General features: G+C 66.1%; 19 protein-coding genes. 3 read left to right on the top strand and 16 right to left on the bottom strand.

From position 1 onward, the window contains the following. Window positions 1–32: 32 nt before the first annotated feature. The gene (locus tag D6T63_RS14790; protein ID WP_120149829.1) at window positions 33–623 is read right to left on the bottom strand and encodes a cysteine hydrolase family protein; all 591 of its coding nucleotides are present in this window, start codon (window positions 621–623) and stop codon (window positions 33–35) included. Then, window positions 610–822, bottom strand: a complete 213-nt coding sequence (locus tag D6T63_RS14795; protein ID WP_120149830.1) for a hypothetical protein — start codon at window positions 820–822, stop codon at window positions 610–612. The genes D6T63_RS14790 and D6T63_RS14795 overlap by 14 nt, the downstream gene beginning before the upstream one ends. 287 nt (window positions 823–1,109) lie before the next feature. On the opposite strand from D6T63_RS14795, the gene D6T63_RS14800 reads away from it, so the two are divergent. Continuing rightward, window positions 1,110–2,030: a DUF2382 domain-containing protein gene (locus tag D6T63_RS14800; protein WP_120149831.1), complete on the top strand. Its 921-nt coding sequence runs from the start codon at window positions 1,110–1,112 to the stop codon at window positions 2,028–2,030. Window positions 2,031–2,258: 228 nt separating this feature from the next. Continuing rightward, on the top strand, window positions 2,259–2,681 hold the full coding sequence (locus tag D6T63_RS14805; RefSeq protein ID WP_182977029.1) for a MarR family winged helix-turn-helix transcriptional regulator: 423 nt from the start codon (window positions 2,259–2,261) through the stop codon (window positions 2,679–2,681). On the opposite strand, the gene dnaB is transcribed toward D6T63_RS14805, so the two are convergent. The 6 genes from dnaB to D6T63_RS14835 form a co-directional block, all read right to left on the bottom strand. Further along, on the bottom strand, window positions 2,678–4,054 hold the full coding sequence (dnaB, locus tag D6T63_RS14810; protein WP_120149833.1) for a replicative DNA helicase: 1,377 nt from the start codon (window positions 4,052–4,054) through the stop codon (window positions 2,678–2,680). The genes D6T63_RS14805 and dnaB overlap by 4 nt on opposite strands. A gap of 686 nt (window positions 4,055–4,740) precedes the next feature. Beyond that, on the bottom strand, window positions 4,741–5,190 hold the full coding sequence (gene rplI / locus D6T63_RS14815) for a 50S ribosomal protein L9 (protein ID WP_120149834.1): 450 nt from the start codon (window positions 5,188–5,190) through the stop codon (window positions 4,741–4,743). Between the two features lie 15 nt (window positions 5,191–5,205). Next, complete coding sequence (rpsR, locus tag D6T63_RS14820) at window positions 5,206–5,445, bottom strand: 30S ribosomal protein S18 (protein WP_005273147.1); 240 nt, start codon at window positions 5,443–5,445, stop codon at window positions 5,206–5,208. 114 nt (window positions 5,446–5,559) lie between these two features. Next, window positions 5,560–6,126: a single-stranded DNA-binding protein gene (locus D6T63_RS14825; RefSeq protein WP_120149835.1), complete on the bottom strand. Its 567-nt coding sequence runs from the start codon at window positions 6,124–6,126 to the stop codon at window positions 5,560–5,562. Window positions 6,127–6,186: 60 nt separating this feature from the next. Next, complete coding sequence (gene rpsF, locus D6T63_RS14830; RefSeq protein ID WP_043442549.1) at window positions 6,187–6,492, bottom strand: 30S ribosomal protein S6; 306 nt, start codon at window positions 6,490–6,492, stop codon at window positions 6,187–6,189. A 167-nt stretch (window positions 6,493–6,659) separates the two neighbouring features. After that, entirely contained in the window at window positions 6,660–7,940 is a 1,281-nt protein-coding gene (locus D6T63_RS14835) for a M18 family aminopeptidase (RefSeq protein ID WP_120149836.1), read from the bottom strand. 236 nt (window positions 7,941–8,176) lie between these two features. Here D6T63_RS14835 and D6T63_RS14840 point away from each other — a divergent pair, with 236 nt between their 5' ends. Further along, complete coding sequence (locus tag D6T63_RS14840; RefSeq protein ID WP_120149837.1) at window positions 8,177–10,165, top strand: coiled-coil domain-containing protein; 1,989 nt, start codon at window positions 8,177–8,179, stop codon at window positions 10,163–10,165. Window positions 10,166–10,445: 280 nt separating this feature from the next. On the opposite strand, the gene D6T63_RS14845 is transcribed toward D6T63_RS14840, so the two are convergent. From D6T63_RS14845 to D6T63_RS14880, 8 genes are all read right to left on the bottom strand, one after another. After that, window positions 10,446–11,147 (bottom strand): response regulator, encoded by a 702-nt coding sequence (locus D6T63_RS14845; protein ID WP_120149838.1) that lies wholly within the window; start codon window positions 11,145–11,147, stop codon window positions 10,446–10,448. Next, window positions 11,095–12,417, bottom strand: a complete 1,323-nt coding sequence (locus tag D6T63_RS14850; protein WP_120149839.1) for a sensor histidine kinase — start codon at window positions 12,415–12,417, stop codon at window positions 11,095–11,097. Before D6T63_RS14850 ends, D6T63_RS14845 begins: the two co-directional genes overlap by 53 nt. 36 nt (window positions 12,418–12,453) lie before the next feature. Beyond that, window positions 12,454–13,341 carry an ABC transporter permease gene (locus D6T63_RS14855; protein WP_120149840.1) on the bottom strand — a complete coding sequence of 296 codons (888 nt, stop codon included), beginning with the start codon at window positions 13,339–13,341 and terminating at the stop codon, window positions 12,454–12,456. Between the two features lie 2 nt (window positions 13,342–13,343). Further along, entirely contained in the window at window positions 13,344–14,291 is a 948-nt protein-coding gene (locus tag D6T63_RS14860) for an ABC transporter ATP-binding protein (RefSeq protein WP_120149841.1), read from the bottom strand. 150 nt (window positions 14,292–14,441) lie between these two features. After that, a complete protein-coding gene (locus D6T63_RS14865; RefSeq protein ID WP_182977030.1) occupies window positions 14,442–15,227 on the bottom strand; it encodes an ABC transporter permease in 786 nt (261 codons plus the stop codon). Window positions 15,228–15,316: 89 nt separating this feature from the next. After that, window positions 15,317–16,306, bottom strand: coding sequence for an ATP-binding cassette domain-containing protein (locus D6T63_RS14870; RefSeq protein WP_120149843.1), 990 nt, complete (start codon window positions 16,304–16,306; stop codon window positions 15,317–15,319). A 32-nt stretch (window positions 16,307–16,338) separates the two neighbouring features. After that, complete coding sequence (locus tag D6T63_RS14875; protein ID WP_120149844.1) at window positions 16,339–17,529, bottom strand: MFS transporter; 1,191 nt, start codon at window positions 17,527–17,529, stop codon at window positions 16,339–16,341. A gap of 83 nt (window positions 17,530–17,612) precedes the next feature. Next, on the bottom strand, window positions 17,613–18,674 hold the full coding sequence (locus D6T63_RS14880) for a hypothetical protein (protein ID WP_147394389.1): 1,062 nt from the start codon (window positions 18,672–18,674) through the stop codon (window positions 17,613–17,615). Window positions 18,675–18,859: the final 185 nt, after the last annotated feature.

The raw sequence follows: 18,859 nt of genomic DNA on the forward strand, positions 1-18,859 counted from the left end.
GTTATCTCCGGTGCGCCTGCAGCAAGGCACCATCAGCTGAGCATCACCCCTGCCTCCGCCAGACCGACAATGGGTTGCCGATACTCCACGGAGAGAATCTCGAGCATTGCCTCGGCGTACTGCTCATTGGTGCTGCCGATGGCGTCCCGCACGTAGGCCACCCGAAAGTTTCCTGCGAACGCGTCCGCGCCGGTATGCGCCACACAGTTGTGCGTCGAGACACCGGCGAGTACGAGGTGTTCGACCCCAAGGCTTCGCAGCCGCTCTGCCAGGTCGGTACCGAAAAAGGCGCTGTCCCGGGTCTTCGTCACCGTCTCCAGCCCGTCCACGCGAAGCCCCTGCACGGGGTCGGCCTGGTGGGATCCGCGGAAGATGAAGCCCTGGTCGTCGTCGAGCATCGACAGCGTCCACGAGGAACGATCGCTCAGGTGCTCCGTGCGTGCCACGAGAACCGGGGCACCGCTCCGGACCGCTGTGTCGATGAGCGTGTTGCAGGCCGTCACCAGGGCGGACCGGGACCGTGCAAGCAACTCGTCCTCAAAGAAAGCATTCTGCATGTCGATGACCAGCAGGGCCGTCCTGTTACGGGTGGTGGCTGCCGAGGACGCGTCAGAGGGCGGCATGCTGTTCACAGCGGCGACGGAGCGGCTGCTCGACGAGCGCCTGCCGCCTTTCAACCCGCCCCACTGTCGCGGAAGCCGGCGCGAAGTATGTTGATCCATCGGTCAGAGCCTGACGGATGATCCGCACCAAGGCCCTGCCGGGTCCGTCGCGCTCGAACTCGACCTCCTCGCGGGAGGGAAGACGTACTGCTGACACCATGGCCTTTCCGCAGTTCCACGTTCCGCCGCATCCGACCCAAGGAGTGGGTCGATCCGGTGGTTGGACCTTTCGGCCATCCTACGAAACAGGATGAGCGGGGGGAAGCGCCGCCTATACGTGGTGAGGGGCCTGGACACTACTGGAGCCGAGGGGAAGCTAAGCAGGCTTTTCATCGAGTACTAAGTGTGCTTACTCTAGAGGTCGGTGGTTCGTCAGGGACTCCGGTCCCTGCGGAACCTCAACCGAGAATTCCAAACCCCCGTGAGATCACTCAGAAGGAGAAGGAAATGATTACCCAGAACCACATCGATACCCTGCTCGGCAACGGCGGCAACGTGGTTGGAGCCGATGGAGAGAAGATCGGGTCGATCGGCCAGGTCTACCTCGATGATCAGACGGGCGAGCCCAGCTGGGTCACCGCGAAGACTGGCCTGTTCGGTACATCGGAATCTTTCGTTCCGCTTCAGGGCGCCGACGTCGAAGGACACGACGTCCGCGTGCCCTACAGCAAGCACCAGGTGAAGGACGCACCCCGCGTCGAGTCCGACGGCAACCTGAGCCCGGAGGAAGAGGATCGCCTCTACCGCCACTACGAGATCGGCGGCGGCACCAGCGGCTACTCCGACACGACGACGACCAGCGGTACCAGCGGCTACTCCGACACGACGACGAGCGGCACCGTCGGCCAGGGTGATCGCGATGTCGACATCGACACGACGTCGGGCCGTCACTCCGGCCGCACCGACACGGACGCGAGCACCCGCTCGAACACGACCGACACGCGTGGCACGGTCGGTCACGACACCTCCGGTCCCACCACCGATGAGGCGATGACACGCTCGGAAGAGCAGCTCCGCGTCGGCACGGAACGCCGCGAAGTCGGCAGCGCCCGCCTGCGCAAGTACGTCGTCACCGAGAACGTCACGCAGACCGTCCCCGTCAGCCGCGAGGAGGTCCGCGTAGAGCGCGAGCCCATCACGGACGCCAACCGCGACAATGCCTACGATGGTCCCGCCATCAGCGAGGAGGAGCACGAGGTGACCCTCCACGCGGAGCGCCCGGTCGTCGACAAGGAAGCCGTTCCGGTCGAGCGCGTGCGTCTCGACAAGGAGACCGTGACGAGCAACGAAACGGTCAGTGGCGAAGTCCGCAAGGAAGAGATTGAAGTCGAAGGCGCGGATGACACTCGCCGGGGCAATAACCTCTAGCAGATACATGTGACACAGGAGGGCCCGGGGCATGGCCCCGGGCCCTCCTGTCGTCGATCCGCCCTGCCGGCACCACCGCAATTACGCTGCGTCCACATCCGACCAGCCATAGTGCCTGCTGCGCAGAAGGATAATAAGCCTGCTGTCTATTTCGGGTGAAGTTGTCTAGAGTAAGTAGCAGGAACAAGCGAATTCACTGCGTAGGACCGAGGGGAAGGACACGCCATCGTGCCGGAGTTGAACGATTGGTCGACCAGCCGCCTGCTTACGACCGCAGCCCGTATCGTCGAGCACTCATGGAACGAGAAGCTCCTCGGAATCGGCATCACCCATGCTGGTCTCACCACGCTCGGCGTCCTGGAACGCGAGGGGACCCTCACGGGTGTGCGCCTCGCCCAGCTCGTCCACGTACAGGCCCAGACCGTGGGACGCACCCTGGACCGCCTTGAGAAGCGCGGACTCGTGACCAGGCTTCGCAACACGGCCGACCGCCGCAGCCAGCGCATCACCATCACCTCAGCCGGGCTCAAGGCCCTCGAGCGTGCCAAGAACATCGAGCACGAGTTGATGGCGGAGGACGGTCTCGCCTCGCAGGATCTGCGCGACCGCCTGAAGACTGTCATCAACGAGCTCGGGCCCAAGAAGGACTAGTAGCCCCCGCCGTCCGCAGCCATGTTGTTGAAGCGCGAGTAATGTCCCTGGAAGCCCACGACGATCGTTTTCGTGGGGCCGTTGCGGTGCTTGGCAACGATGACGTCAGCCTCACCGGCTCGCGCTGACTCCTTGTCGTAGACATCGTCGCGATGCAGGAGGATCACCATATCGGCGTCCTGCTCGATGGAGCCGGACTCACGGAGGTCCGACACCTGGGGTCGCTTGTCCGTCCGCTGCTCGGACCCACGGTTGAGCTGGGACAGCGCGACGACGGGGACATTCAATTCCTTCGCCAGCAACTTGAGCGCTCGCGAGAACTCAGAAACCTCCTGCTGGCGGGATTCAACGCGCTTGCCCGAGGACATGAGCTGGAGGTAGTCCAGCACCACGAGCTTCAGGTCGTGACGTTGCTTCAGCCGCCTGCACTTGGCGCGGATCTCCATCAACGACATGTTCGGGCTGTCATCGATGAAAAGGGGGGCATCGTTCATACGGCCCATGGTCGTCGCGATCTTCCCCCACTGCTCGTCCTTGATGGTGCCCTTGCGCAGATCCTGCAAGCCGATCGTCGCCTCGGCAGACAGCAGGCGCATCGCAATCTCGTTCCGGCCCATCTCGAGCGAGAAGAAGACCGTGGTCATGTTGTGCTTGATGGCCGCTGATCTCGCCCAGTCCAGCGCGAAGGTCGACTTACCCATGGCAGGGCGGGCCGCCACGACGATCATCTGGCCGCCATGGAGGCCCTGCGTCAGCTCATCCAGTTCGTAGAAGCCCGTCGGCACTCCGGTCATGCCTTCGCCCTTGTGCCCGGCAGACTCGATCTCGTCGACCGTGCCCTCGATGATGTCCTTCAGGGCCACGTAGTCCTCCGCCGTCCGGCGTTCGGCCACCGCGTAGACCTCCGCCTGGGCAGCGTTCACGAGGTCGTCGACCTCGCCGTCGTTGGAGTACCCGAGTTGCACGATCTTCGTGCCGGCATCGACGAGCCGTCGCAGGACAGCCCGTTCGCGAACGATCTCCGCATAGAAGCCGGCATTGGCGGCCGTCGGGACGGACTGGATCAGCGTGTGGAGATAGGCGGGACCGCCGATGCGCGAGATCTCGCCACGTTTCGTCAGCTCATCGGATACCGTGACGGCGTCGGCGGGCTCACCGCGCCCGTAGAGGTCGATGATGGCCTCGTAGATGCTCTCGTGAGCGGGCCGATAGAAGTCGATTCCGCGAAGGACCTCCACGCAGTCGGCGATGGCGTCCTTCGAGAGCATCATGCCGCCCAGCACGGACTGCTCCGCGACGAGGTCCTGAGGGGGTGTACGGGCGAATTCCGGAGAACGAGTGTCCGTTGTTGAGTCTGCATGTGCCAGGGACACTGAGGGGCCTTTCTCCTACTGTCGAAGCGGCTGCCGTAGGAACGGCTACCGGACACCCGGGCCGGGTCCGACAGGACAGGCCTATCACCCGACACCCTCACTATTGGGAATCTTCCGCAACGGTAGCCCCCTCTCCAGGAGCCGCAAAGCGCCCAACCAACAGGGGGTGTGGGTAAGTGTGAATAAGCTGTGGATTACGCGGCGTATCTTGTGCACAGGATGGGGAGAACCCTGTGGATAGAAAAATACTTCCGAGGCCGACAGGCCCCTGACCTGCGGAAACGTCGTCCATAGCCTGTGCACGAAAGAAAAGTTTCCTGCTGCTCCATCCACAGGTGCGCTGTTGACAACATCGGCCGAACCAGTTCGGGAGCGTCTTCCGTGGCCTATATCACTCACGGGCTGCGGCCGGCACAGCGGTGTCCGGAGGTGCACTCGGGCCGCACGTGGGAGTATGCCTCGGCACGTACGTTCGAGCGTGCCCGAGCCCGGCTCCATCACTGGGACGGGATGCATCCTGGGTGGAAGCATGCCCGCCCGGCGATGGTACCGAAGGCGGTCTGAAGCGTCCCGTGATCGTGAAGCGAGAGTGAAGGATCTACGGCTTAAATACAGGAAGCCCCCGCCTGGGCGAGAGCTTCCTGACCGACCTGGTCCTACTGCAACGTCATCTGCTGGCGAGGCTGCTAGCTCGCAACGACGTCCAGATCGATAACTGCTGCGACATCCTCATGGAGACGAACGTTGGCCTGGTACGAACCGACCGACTTGATGTGAGCCGGAAGTTCGACCTTGCGCTTGTCGATCTTGCCGAGGCCGGCGGCCTCGACGGCCTTGGCGACGTCGTCGGCCTTGACCGTGCCGAACAGGCGGCCGGAGCCGCCCGCCTTGACGGTGAGGGTGACGGGCTTGGCCGACAGTGCGGCGGCCTGGCGCTGGGCGTCCTCGAGTGATGCGTGCTCGCGGGCGGAGCGGGCAGCCTTGATCGAATCGACCTGCTTCTCGCCACCCTTGCTCCACGTCAGGGCGAACCCGCGGGGCAGAAGGAAGTTACGTGCGTAACCGTTCTTCACCTCGACGACATCGCCTGCTGCACCGAGTCCGGTGACTTCCTGGGTCAGAATGAGCTTCGACATAGTGTGTCCCCTTTCCTAGCCGCGACCGGCGCCGGAGTACGGCAGGAGGGCGACTTCGCGGGCGTTCTTGATGGCCTGAGCGATCTTGCGCTGCTCCTGCACGGTCACGCCGGTAACGCGACGGGCACGGATCTTTCCGCGATCGGAAATGAACTTACGCAGCAGTGCTACGTCCTTGTAGTCGATGACGGTGACGTCTGCGGCCTTCAAGGGATTGGACTTTGGTTTGGGCTTACGAAGTTCAGCCTTAGCCATCGTGGTGCTCCTTTTTTTGCTTGGAGCCCGCAGAACGATTCTGCGGGATGGGACATGCCAGTCACGTGAGTGACTGCGGCAGGAGCCCCGGGGACGGGACTCTGCCTGGAGTTCCTAGAAAGGCGGCTCGGAGTCGGGGCCGTTGCCCCAGCCCTGCGAATTCCCGCCTGCAGGGGCGCCCCATGGGTCCTCCGCGGGCTGCTGGGCCTGCTGGCCGCCGCCCCAGCCCGAACCGGAGTTCGAGCCGCCGGAGTTCCCACCGGAGTTGCCGCCACCTGAATTGCCGCCGAAGCCCCCGCCGTTCCCGCCGCCGGAGCGCTGGGTGCGGCTGACCTTCGCCGACGCATAGCGCAGGGATGGACCGATCTCGTCCACCTCCAGCTCCATGACGGTGCGCTTCTCGCCCTCTTTGGTGTCGTACGAACGTGACTTGAGTCGGCCCTGGGCAACCACTCGGGTTCCCTTGGTCAGGGTCTCGGCGACATTCTCCGCAGCCTCACGCCATACCGAAGCCCGGAGGAACAGCGTTTCGCCGTCCTTCCAGTCATTGGTCTGGCGATCGAACGTACGGGGAGTGGACGCGATGGTGAAGTTGGCAACCGCTGATCCCGACGGCGTGAACCGAAGCTCGGGGTCGTTGGTGAGGTTGCCGATCACCGTGATGACTGTCTCGCCTGCCATGGTGCCTCCTGGAGTCACTACCCGCCGGAGCGGGATGGATGGGTGAGGGATCTGCCGAAACTACTCGGCGGAAACCTTCTGCTCCTCAGGACGGATGATCTTGGTGCGCATGATCGTCTCGTTGAGGCTCAGCTGGCGGTCGAGCTCGGAAGCCACGGCCGGGGTCGCGGTGAAGTTGACGACGGCGTAGATGCCCTCGGTCTTCTTCTGGATCTCGTACGCAAGGCGCCGGCGTCCCCAGATATCCACTTTGTCCACGGTGCCGCCGCCATTGCGGACGACATTCAGGAACTTCTCGAGTGTTGGGTCGATGGAGCGTTCCTCGACGTCGGGGTCGATGATTACCATCAATTCATATGCACGCATGTGTGAACCCACCTCCTCTGGGCTGAACGGTCGCGGTCTTTCCGCAACAGGAGGTTCTTTAGCGTTGGTCCGGCCGCCGTCAGCGGTATCTTCCGCTGCCCGGCTGTGGCACAGACGTATCAATGTTACCGGACGAAGCGGTGGGGACGAACTCCTGTGGAGAAGTCCTACTGGTCGCCGCGGAAGAACGCCGTGGTCGCCACGGTGAGGTGACCCGGGTCCTCGACCCCGCACAGTTCACGTGCCGAATGCATCGAGAGCAGCGGCGTACCGACGTCGACCGTTCGGATCCCGAGCCGCGTGGCCGTCAGCGGACCGATGGTCGACCCGCAGGGCATCACGTTGTTGGAGACGAACTCCTGGTAGGGCACTCCGCTCGAACGGCACAGTGAGGCCCAGTAGGCGGCGCCGGGTGCGTCCGTGGTGTATCGCTGGTTCGCGTTGATCTTTAGGAGCGGCCCGCGGTTGAGGACGGGGAGGTTCACGGGGTCGTGCCGCTCCGCGTAGTTGGGGTGCACGGCATGACCGGCATCGGCAGACACGCAGAACGACGACGCAAGGGCGCGCAGCCGGTCCTCCGCGCCGGACCCGAGACCGAGCGAGATCCGCAGGAGCATGTCCTCGAGGAAGGGACCGCTGGCGCCGGACCGGGACCCACTGCCCACCTCCTCGTGGTCGAACGCGGCGAGGACCGCGATCGGCCCGTCCGCCGGGCTACCCGACGAGGCGGCGATGATCGCCGTGAGGCCGGCGTGTACCGACGAGAGGTTGTCGAGGCGGCCGGAAGCGAGGAACTCGTCGTGCGCCCCGAAGACGCGGGGCTCCTGTGTGTCGGCGACGACGACGTCGAACCCGCCGACGTCGAAGGGGTCCACTCCCGCACCCGCGGCAAGGAGACCGAGGAGGTCGGCGTCTCCGGGGTCACCGAGCCCCCACACCGGATTCATGTGGCGCTGCTTGTCGAGCGCCAGGCCATCGTTCACTGCTCGGTCGAGGTGGATCGCGAGCTGTGGGAAACGGAGCAAGGGGCCCGTGGCCACGAGGTGTTCGGTGCCGTCATGCAGTGTCAGGCGGCCGGCGAGCGCCAGTTCGCGGTCGAGCCAGGAATTGAGGAGCGGCCCGCCGTAGACCTCGACGCCGGCCTGCAGCCACCCGTACTTCCCGGTGGTGGGCTTGGGCTTCAGCTTGAACGAGGGAGAGTCCGTGTGGGCGCCGAGGATGTGGAACCCCGTTGTCGGCCCGGCGGCCTTCGGCACTGTCCAGGCAATCAGCGCGCCGTCACGGATGACGTAGAAGCTACCTGCACCACGCTTCCAGGCGTCCTGCTCCGCCAGCTCGCTGAATCCTGCTGCGGCAAGCCGCCGCCCGGCCTCCGCCACGGCATGAAAACTGGACGGGGACGCCACGACAAAGGCGCCGAGGTCCTGGATGTGCGCTGAAGTGCTCATCCCCCGATTCAACCAGACCCTGATGACGGCACCCTGGCGGATCCCAGTGTGGGCTCGCAACTGCGGTCGGTCCTCCATTCCCCCGATTGCACCAGATTGTGCGGGCAGGTAGTTAAGGCGCGAAAAACGAGTACCGAGGTGAAAAACTGCGTACCCGATACTGTGTCTCCGTGCAACTAATACCCGTAGGTTCTGGAGGTCACCCCCACGTTCCCCTTAGGTCTCCAGGAGTTTCCTTGCGCAAAATCAATGCGAAGTCCGTCCTTGTCCGCCGCGTTGCAAGCGCAGTCATCCTGCCGGGAGTCCTGACCAGCATGCTGGTTTTCGCCCCTCAGGCGTCGGCCGAGACCACCCCTTCGGGTATCTGCAACGGTGTGACGAACCAGCTCGCGCACCGCGGGATGGTGCAGCCGAACCTGCTCAAGGCCGCGGCGCGTCAGAACGCCGCGCAGATCGCGACGCTGACCGCCGAGCGGACCGCGCTGGTCACCACGCAGAACACCCTGACGACGCAGATCACCGCGGCTGAGAAGGAGATCGCCGCGCTGGACGCCGAGCTCGCCACGCTCGTCGGGCAGATCGACACCGTGACGATGTCGCTGACCAAGCTCGAGTCGGACAAGGCGACGCTGGACGCCGCGATCAAGGCCGCGAACACCGAGTTGACGACGCTGCAGGCGCAGAAGACCACGCTGGAAGGCAAGATCGCTCCGTTGCAGACCCAGCTGACCGCCGCGCAGAGCGAGCGGGCCGGGTTGACCACCCAGAAGGCCGGTGTCGTGGCGAGCCTCGTCACCAGCGAGGCCGAGCTGGCCGCCGCGAAGGTCAAGCTGGACAACCTGACCGCGGCCGCGACGACTGCTCAGAACGCTGTGAACGCTCAGATGAAGGCGATCGACGCAGCAAGCGCGGAGCTGGCCGCAGTCGTCGCTCAGGGCAACGCCGCGCAAGCGGTTGTGGACGCCGCAGAGAAGAAGGTGGCGGACGCCCGCACTGAGCTGGTGAGGCTTGAGGGTGTCGCCAAGACCGCGGACACCAACGCTGCTGCGGCGACCGCCCCCGTGGTTAAGGCGGAGGAGAACCTGCGCCTGGCCCAGCAAAGCGTCACCACCCTCACCCAGCAGATCGGTGCCATCGACGCCAGGCTCCCCGAGCTGCGGACCGAGATCGCCGGGCTGCAGGGCGACATCACCACCAAGAACGCCGAGATTCTCGCGAAGCAGAAGGAGATCGCCGCCGCCACCGAGACGCCGGTCGCCGACGCCGCCGCGCTGCGGACCCAGCTCGCCGCGCTCGAGAAGGAGCTCGCCGACCTCAAGAGCAACTCGGACAAGAAGAAGCAGGAGCTGAACGCCGCGATCACCGCCAAGAAGGCCGAGATCGCCGCCGCCGAGCTGGCAGCTGCCAACAAGACCGCGCTGATCAACGCTCTGAACGGTGACCTGACCAAGCTGCAGGGCCAGCTCGCGACGCTGAACTCGTCGCTGTCGGCCAAGCAGCAGGAGTCCAGCAACCTGCAGCAGCAGCTTCCTGGGCTGCAGACCAGCCTTGCCGGCGCCAACCAGCAGCTCACCAGTGCCACCACGGACCTGGCCGACGCCAAGACGGCGCAGACCGCCGCGAACACCGCGCTGACCAACGCCAACAACGCGGTGACGGCGCAGAAGGCCGAGATCAAGAGTCTGGAGGACCTGCTGGCGGCTGGAGAGGGCGATCTCGAAGCGATCAAGGCGGACATCCTCCGCGAGCAGGGCGAGCTCAAGGCTCTTGAGGACGCTTTGCCGGGGCTGCAGGCCACACTCACTGCGGCGAACAACGCGGTGATCGCGCAGTCCACCGAGGTCACCAGGGTCGACGGTGAGGTCAACAAACTGGTCGCCAGCCTCGGAACGGTCAACACTGCGATCACCGCGGCGGAGAACACCATCCTGTCCCTGCAGAACCAGCTCACCCCGCTGCAGACCTCGCTGAACACGATCAACAAGACGATCAGCGGCACGGAGGCGGCGCTCACCACCGCCAAGGCTGACCTGAGCGCTCTCGACGCCAAGATCGTCACCGAGTCCGCGACGCTGCGGACCTTGGAGAGCGCCAAGAAGGTCAACCGCGACGCCGTCGCCGCCCAGAAGGTCGTCCTCTCCGGTCTGCAGTCCCAGTACAAGACGGTCCTGGACCGCATCGCCGTCATCGACGGGACGATTGCCCTGGGCGGTTGCCTCGTCTGATTGATCGCAACACCCCGAAGCGCCCCAGGAGCCGACTCTCCTGGGGCGCTTCGCTGTCTGCCTGCGATGCAGCACGGACCAGGCGCGCTCACGCGCCACGAGCTCTTGCACGACCTGCCCGAGGAACCGCAGCGTCAGCCCTGGCCCCCTCGTGCGCCTAATCGCGCGTGTGTACCGTTCGGCGACTTCTCAAAGGCCGCAGGGTGCCGATCTGGACGACCTGTAGGACAGGCCTCTACCCGGGGCTCTTCCTCTATCCGGTCACAGGTCGTGGGGAGTGTCAGTGCGCCGGCCCCGGCACCACGATGCCGTTCTCGTAGGCGTACACCACGGCCTGGACGCGGTCCCGCAGATCGAGCTTCGTGAGGATGCGCCGCACGTGGGTCTTGATCGTCGCCTCCGACAGGAAGAACCGGCCGGCGAGCTCGGCGTTCGACAGTCCCTCCGCTATGGCCTCCAGGACCTCGCGCTCCCGCGGCGTCAACTCCACGAGCCGACGATCCGGCACCCTCGTCGAATGCGCAGACGGCAGGGAGCGGACGTAGGTCTCGAGCAGCCGCTGCGTGACGCGGGGGGCGACCACGGCGTCCCCGCTGGCCACCACCCTCACGGCATGGACCAACTCCTCGGGGGCCACATCCTTGAGCAGGAAGGCCGAAGCGCCCGCCTGGAGCCCCGCGAAGGCATATTCGTCGAGGTCGAACGTGGTGAGGATGATAATGCGGGCGCTCGAGCCCGAAGCGGTGATCTGACGGGTGGCCTCGATACCGTCGCCCTGCGGCATCCTCACGTCCATCAGCACCACATCCGGCGCCAGCTCGGCGGCCAGCCGCACGGCCTCGCTGCCGGTCGATGCCTCTCCGGTGATCTCGAGGTCCGGCTCGCCCTCGAGGATGAGCCTGAAGCCCATCCTCAGGAGGGGCTGGTCGTCAGCGAGCAGAACCCTGATGGGTGTGCCCACCGTGCTGTGCTGCGTGGTCATCCTTCTCATTCCCCCGTTGGTTCCCCGCTCCGCCGTCGGCATCGGGGACTGTCAGTTGCACCTCGACGATCCAGCCACCCGAAGGGCGGACGCCGCACTCGACCTCCCCACCGTAGATGGCGGCCCGCTCACGCATGCCGGCGATGCCCTGACCGGATCCGAGCGACACCACCGGACCCATGACGCCCCGGCCGTCGTCGGCGACCCGCAGGGACACGGCGTGGCCTGCCCTGGCGATCGAGATGTCCACCAGCGTAACCCCCTTGCCGTACTTCAGGACGTTGGTCAGCGACTCCTGCAGGATCCGGTACACGGTCAGCTGGAAGGCTGGATCGTCCGGCAGCCTCGGGCCGCTCGTGGTCACTCTCAGTGGCAGTCCTGCCGCCCGGAATCCGTCGAGGAGCTGGGTCAGCGAGCTCGACGCCGGTAATGGTTCGAGTGACCCGCCGGCGGCCTCCGCCCGGAGGACCCCGAGGACACGCCGCATGTCCGCGATGGCGGCGCGTCCCGTCCGAGAGAGTTCGCCGAGGACGGCGGAGGCGCGGTCCGGATCGCGTTTCATGACGACGGCAGCGCCGTCGGAGAGCGCGACCATCACCGTCAGGGAGTGCGCGACGACGTCGTGCATCTCCCTCGCGATCCGGTTTCGTTCCCCCGCCGAGGCGAGCTCGGCGTTGCGGGCGGCCCACTCGCGCATCTCGCTTTCGTGCTCGCGGTCGCGGCGGACCGTCACCCCGACACCGACTGCGACGGCCAGGAACATAACCACGAATCCGCTGAGCAGCCAGATCACCCCCGGCGTCTCCTCGTATGCCTCCGGTGGAATGAGGAACAGCGAGGCGACGGAGAGTGTCGACGCCGCAGCGGCCGCGAAGAGCGCCGTGCGCAGCGGGTAGGTCACGGCTACGGCGTAGAGCGCGAACATCGTCGCGATGCCGCTGCTGCCCGTGCCCTCCGTCAGGATGCTCATGGGGATGTCGAGGACGGCGACGACGGCCAGGACGAGGAGCGGATGGTCCCGGCGGAAGACGAGCGCCGTCGCGGAGATGACCACCCCTGTGAGGCCGAGCCATTTTCCCTGCTCCACGATGAGGATCACTGCGCTGGGTAAGGCCAGGAACAGGAACGCGAGGATCACGACGATGTCCATCGCCCTCGGATGCCTACGGAAGAACCGCCGGATGGGGCCGAGCCGGCGGGCGTTGAGCTCGGTGAAGGACACCGCGGCCGTTTTTTCCGCGGTGTCCTTCACCAAGGGCCTGTCAATCATCGGCCGGAGCAAGGAGCGTCGTCAGTGGCTTCGTCGCTACACGTCCCGCTTCTTCGCCGTGATGAGCGCTACCACCAGCAGCACGAGGGCCCATGCTCCCATCACCAGGCCACCCTCCCACTGGGTGAGCGCCTCATCTGCAGTCGTGACGGCGACCATCTGCGTTCCCGCGTCCGCGGGAAGGAAGCGTGCGGCGTCGGGGATCCAGTCGGCAAGACCCGAGATGAGCTGCACGATGATCGGCAGGACGAAGAAGATACCTACTGCGGTGACCACGCCTCCGGCCGTATTGCGGAGCAGGATGCCGATGGACATCGAGATCACCGCTACGAGCGCGAGGAAGGTCCCGGTGTTGATGACGCTGGCGAAGACGCCGTCCTCGGTGAGCGCGAAATCGAGATTCTCGCTCTGCAGGATCAGCTGGGCGATCAGGTAGGACAGGAACGCACTCGCGAATCCGACGAGGAAGGCAACCACTGCGACGATGACGGCCTTCGCCAGGAGGGCCGGGGTACGTTTCGGTACCGCGACCATCGTGGACCGGATCATCCCTGTGGCCCATTCGGAGGCGATCAGGACCACGGCGAGCGACGCGATGAGCAGCTGTCCGAACACCAGCCCCGATGACGGCGTCGTCAACGCCTGGAAGGCGGCGCTGCCCGGTCCTTCGGTGGGGGCCTGGAACTCGGCCGGCACGCTCGGGTCATTGATGGACTGCGCCATGATGGTCAGTGACCAGGCGAAGAGGGCCGCGAGCCCCACCATCACGACGACGGTGGAGGCGATCAGGATGACGGTCGAGGGGACGGTGGTGACCTTGATCCATTCGGACCTCAGGACACGTCCGAAGGTGACGCCGGAGCCGGTAGTGCTGGGTTGCCGCGGCCTCTGCTGGGCCGGGGCTGGTGAGATCGACGTGGCCATGGTCAGCGTCCTTCCACTGGTGCCGTGGTCTGGCCGACGGCAGGCAGGTCGTGTGAGTGGTATTCGACTTCGGTCTGGGTGAGCTGCATGTAGGCATCCTCGAGGGACACCTGCAGCGGCGTGAGTTCGTACACGAGGACGCGCTCGCGCAGGGCGACCTCCGCGATGCGGCGGGCATCGACACCGGTGATCTCGATCAGCTCCGGTTCCAGCACCTGTGAGGTGACTCCTTCTCCCGCGAGACTCCCGAGCAGATCCTGGGGGCGGTCGGCTCTCACCCTCACACGCGCCCTGCCCTGGCCGTCGATGATCGATTGGATGGGGGCGTCCGCGATGATCCGACCGCGGCCGATGACGATGAGGTGATCAGCCGTCAGTGCCATCTCCGACATGAGGTGTGAGGACAGGAAGACGGTACGGCCTTCGGAGGCGAGTCCCCTAGCGAGGTGCCTCACCCACTGCACACCCTCAGGATCAAGGCCGTTGACCGGCTCGTCGAGGATGACGGTGTGTGGATCGCCGAGGAGGGCTGCTGCGATGCCGAGTCGCTGACCCATGCCGAGCGAGAACCCACCGACCCTCTTCTTCGCGACGGGGCCGAGACCGGTGAGTTCGATGACCTCCTTGACGCGGCTGTTGGGGATGCCGTGTGTCGCCGCCATGGCCCGGAGGTGGTTGTAGGCGGAGCGCTTGGTGTGCACGGCCTTGGCGTCCAGCAGCGCTCCCACTTCGCGGAGGGGCGCCCTGTGCTGCGCGTAGGGCCGACCATTGACCGTCACACGGCCGCCACTCGGAAGGTCGAGGCCCACGATCATGCGCATCGTGGTGGACTTGCCGGCTCCATTGGGGCCGAGGAACCCGGTCACCTTGCCCGGATGCACGGTGAAGGAGACGGCGTCGACGGCGGCCTTCGCGCCGTACCGCTTCGATAGGGCCTGTGCCTCGATCATGGGTGCTTCCTTCGACTGGTGGTGACACGGATCCCGCGTGCGCGGAGTCCCGGTACAACCCACAGTAGGCCTGGGGCCGGTGACGGGTCACCGGCCCCAGGGATGATCACGGACGGGAGGGTCGTACCTCTTTCGGACGACCACCCCGCATCAGCGGGAGCTGATCGACGCGAACTTGCGGACGCAGAGGGGCACGAAGACGACCAGCATGAGGGTGGCGCCGATCAGGACCGTCAGGAGTGCGTTCTGCATCGGCCAGGCGTCAGGAACGGGAACCGTCCCCGTGTTCCCGAACAACTCCCTCACGGCCTGAACCAGCGCGGAGACCGGATTCCAGTTGGCGAACGTCTCCAGCGGACCCGGCAGATTCTGCGCCTGCACGAAGGCATTCGAGATGAACGTGAACGGGAACAGGATCATGAAGGACGCGTTGTTGATGACCTCCGGGGACTTCACCGACATCCCGAGCAGCGCCATCACCCAGCTGAACGAGTAGGAGAAGAGCAGCAGGAGGCCGATCCCTGCGAGTGCGCTGCCGACAGAGGTGTTGACCCGCCAGCCGACGAGAAGACCGGTGCCCATCATGATGATCACCGAGAGCGTGTTGAGCACAAGGTCGCTGTTGGTCCGACCGACCAGAACAGCTGACGAACTCATGGGAAGCGTCCGGAAGCGGTCGATGATGCCGTCCTTGAGGTCCTGGGCCATCGCCGAACCCGAGAACGTCGATCCGAAGATCACGGTCTGGGCGAAGATGCCGGCCATCAGGTACTGCGTGTAGTTGCTGCCTTCCACCTGGATGGACCCACCGTAGATCTGGCTGAAGAGCAGCACGAACATGATGGGCTGGAGGATCGCGAAGACCAGCATGTCCGGCGAGCGCTTGAGCTTGGTGAGGTTCCGCTTGGTGACGGTCCAGCCGTCGGAGAACCACATGGCGAGATCCGCCGGCGGCTCCAGCGGTGCGGGGCGGTGGGACCGGGGCTGCTGGTTCTCGGGCTGCCTACCCTCGGGTGCGATGACACTCATGCTGCCGCCTCCTTCTGGTGTGCTGTTTCGTCGGTGTCCTCGGTTCGGCGGCCCGTCAGCGTGAGGAAGACGTCATCGAGGCTGGGGCGCCGCATACAGGCGTCGTGCAGGTCGATGCCGCTCTCGCCGAGGTCGGACAGGATGTACTGGAGTGCCCGCGGTCCGTCGATCACCGCGACCTCGATGCTGCGGCCGTCGTCCCCGATGACGGGTTCGCCGTCGCCATGCCGGCCGAGGATCTGCCGCGCGGCAGCTGCGTCGGAGGCATCGACGAGGGACACCACCGCCCGGTGTCCGCCGATCTGGGCCTTGAGCTGGTCCGCAGTCCCCTCAGCGATGGTCCTGCCGCCGTCGATCACCGCGATGTCGTCGGAGAGCTGGTCCGCTTCCTCGAGGTACTGCGTGGTGAGCAGCAGCGTGGTGCCGTCCCTCACAAGGTCCTTGATGATGCCCCACAGGGACAGCCGGCTCCGCGGATCCAGGCCGGTGGTCGGCTCGTCCAGGAACAGGATCTTCGGGTGGTTGACGAGGGCTCCGGCGAGGTCGATCCGCCGCCGCATGCCGCCGGAGAAACCCTTGACCGGCCGGTTGCCGGCTTCGGTCAGCTCGAACTGGTCGATGAGCTCCTGTGCACGGCGCTTCGATTCACGCGCGCCCAGGTGGTAGAGCCGCCCCACCATCTCGAGGTTCTCGAACCCCGTCAGGTTCTCGTCCACGGCCGAGTACTGCCCGGAGACGCCGATGATGCGGCGTGCGGCCTTCGGGTCCCGCAGGACGTCGATGCCGTTGATGTGCGCCGTGCCGGCCGTCGGCTGGATGAGGGTGGTCAGGATCTTGACCACGGTGGTCTTTCCAGCACCATTCGGCCCGAGCAGGGCCTTGACCGTTCCCTGGGGAACGGAGAGGTCCATGCCGTCCAGCGCGTGGACCGGCCCGCTCTTCGATGGATATGTCTTCTTCAGACGTTCTGCCTCGATAATCGCCATGCCGAAAGGCTAGGACCGCAGACAGGGCTTTCCTAGTGCCGTTGGTCAGAAGCTGTCCGCAATGGTGTGGCGGGAAGAGCGGCCCGCTCGCGAGCTGCCGGAGCCACCAGGAAGGACGCGAGAACCGCGATCCCGACGGCGAGCAACGCATTCCGGATACCGACGACATCGCCGAGGAAACCGATGAGGGGTGGACCTGCGAGGAATGCCGTGTAGCCGATGGTGGAGACGACGGAGACGCGCGCTGCCGCTCGCTCGGGCTCATCAGCGGCCGCCGACATCCCCATGGGGAAACCGAGGGCAGCACCCGCACCCCAGAGGATCGCTCCGAAGGCGGCGAGGGGCACGCCCGGTGCGGCCACGAACACCACGAGCCCCACGAGGGAGGAACCGAGGCTCGCCTGCAGCACCCGCACGCGACCGAAGCGGTCGATCAGTCCTCCGCCCACGAAGCGCAGCGCCGTCATCGCCGCGACGAATACGGCGAACATGATCGCGCCCGTGCTCTCGCTGGTGCCCAGTCCGTCGACGCTGGCCTTGGCCACCCAGTCGTTCGCAGCCCCCTCGGTCAGGGCGGCCCCGAGCACCACGAGGCCGATCAGCAGCGTGCGCGGCTCGCCCCACGCCCCGAACCCCCTGCCGCGGGCGCCGTCGTGCGCCGTCCCTGATTCGGCCGACGTCGCCTCGGGCAGGAAGTGGCGGGGTGTCCAGAAGGAGACGGTGAGGCTTAGGACGGCGACGGCGACGAGGTGCACCGAGAGACCCACACCCAGCGCGGACAGACCCGCCCCGACCAGCGCCCCCACGAAAGCACCTCCGCTGAACGCGGCATGGAATCGCGGCATGATGGTCCGGCCGACCAGGCGCTCGACGTCGGCCCCCTCGATGTTCTGGCCCACGTCCCAGAGCGCTACCCCGCACCCGAACAGGAACAGGCCCACGGCCACCAGGGGCACCGACACGGCGGCCAGGCCCATCGCCACGGCACCTGCCGCAATGGCAGCAGCGGCCCCACCGATGCGGACGGTGCCGGCGGTGCCGAACCTCGCGGCGAGGATGCCGGCGAGGGGAAGGGACAGGACCGAACCGATGGCGCCCACGAGCAGGAGCGCGCCCATCTGGCCCGAGCCCAGGCCGAGGGTGTTCGAGGCGGCGGGGATCCGTGCGGCCCAGCTCGCGAAAACGAGACCGTTCAGCCCGAAGATGGCGTAGGTGGCGAACATTGCGGCTCGGACGGCTGGCTTCACCTAAGCAACCGTAGGCGGACACGCCGCGGGCCACAAACGGGACGCTTCCACGGAACGCCCTAGTCCAGCTCCACCTGCAGCTCCTCGCCGGTCACCGTCACCGTCGCACTGATCAGCAGGGTCTGCGTGTCCTCCGCGCGCTCCCACCGCGGCGGCTTGGTGCGGTCGAACTCCGTGTTGCGCTCGTACGAGAACGTGGCCTCGGCGTCGACGGACCTGAGACCGTACACGCCGGGCTCGTAGGACTCCTCGAACACGAAGGTGGGCTCCCTGTCGAGTGTCCAGCGAGGGCTCCTGACGTCCTCCGGATCGCCGAACATGAAGGACCGGTTGGGGCATCCTCCCGGGGCCGGCTCCGTGCTGGCGAGGCATGCGGCCAGCCTCTCGGTGACCCTGGCGATCGCCTCGGACTCGGCGGCCGGGGTCGCTTCGGCCCGGAACAGGACGCCGCTCAGGGCGGAGTCGGCGTCCACCGACACCGTGATCCGCTGCTCGTCGCCGTAGGACTGGTAGGTGGACGGCGCGGGCGGCGAGACGACATAGTCCCCGGGAAGCGCCGGCAGGGCGACCGACCTCAGGCCGGCGTAGGGCCCGGTCCCGCCCGAGGGCAGTGCCACCTCCGCACCGTTCACGGTGACGGCCTGAAGGTCCTCGGCAACCACCATGCTGATGTCCCGGACTGGCTCGGGGCCGTCCAGTCGCCACTCGTCGAAGAGCAGCACCGCCCTTCCGGTGCGCGTGAGGGTGAAGTCGATGCTCGTGGTCAACCCTCCCTGCACCACATCGGCCGTCACGGTAGCCGTGCCGTCGGTGGTGGAGACCTCCTGCACCTCGTATCCGGAGAGACGGCCCCCTGCCTCCCCGTAGACGGCGTCGGACAGGAGTGCGTCCTCGTCGCCACCCACACCGCTGCTGATGAGGGTGCGGGACAGGTCGGCATCCCCCGCCACAAGGGCATCGAGGTAGGCCTCGACCGGCCGGTGGGGCCCGAACGCAGAGGTATTGACAACGTTTACGGTGACGAATCCCGCGATCAGGACGATGAGGACACCGGCGCCACCGAGGGCGGTCGCCCTGACACGCCGGGCCTTCGAGGGAGCCCTGAGTACATCCGCTGACACCGGTGCATCAGCTGATAGCTCTGTCGCGCCCGTCTCCATCGATCCCCCGTTCCGGTCGGCTCCGGCATCCGTCGACGCCGCCGTTCACTGTACAAGGACGCACTGCGCACAGCGGAAGGCGCGGCGCGTGGTGATTCCCGTCGAACTTATCCACCGATTGTGGATAACCCTGTGGGTAGCGTGTG

Origin of the sequence: Arthrobacter cheniae, from assembly GCF_003602275.1 — a bacterium.
Lineage (GTDB): Bacteria > Actinomycetota > Actinomycetes > Actinomycetales > Micrococcaceae > Arthrobacter_D > Arthrobacter_D cheniae.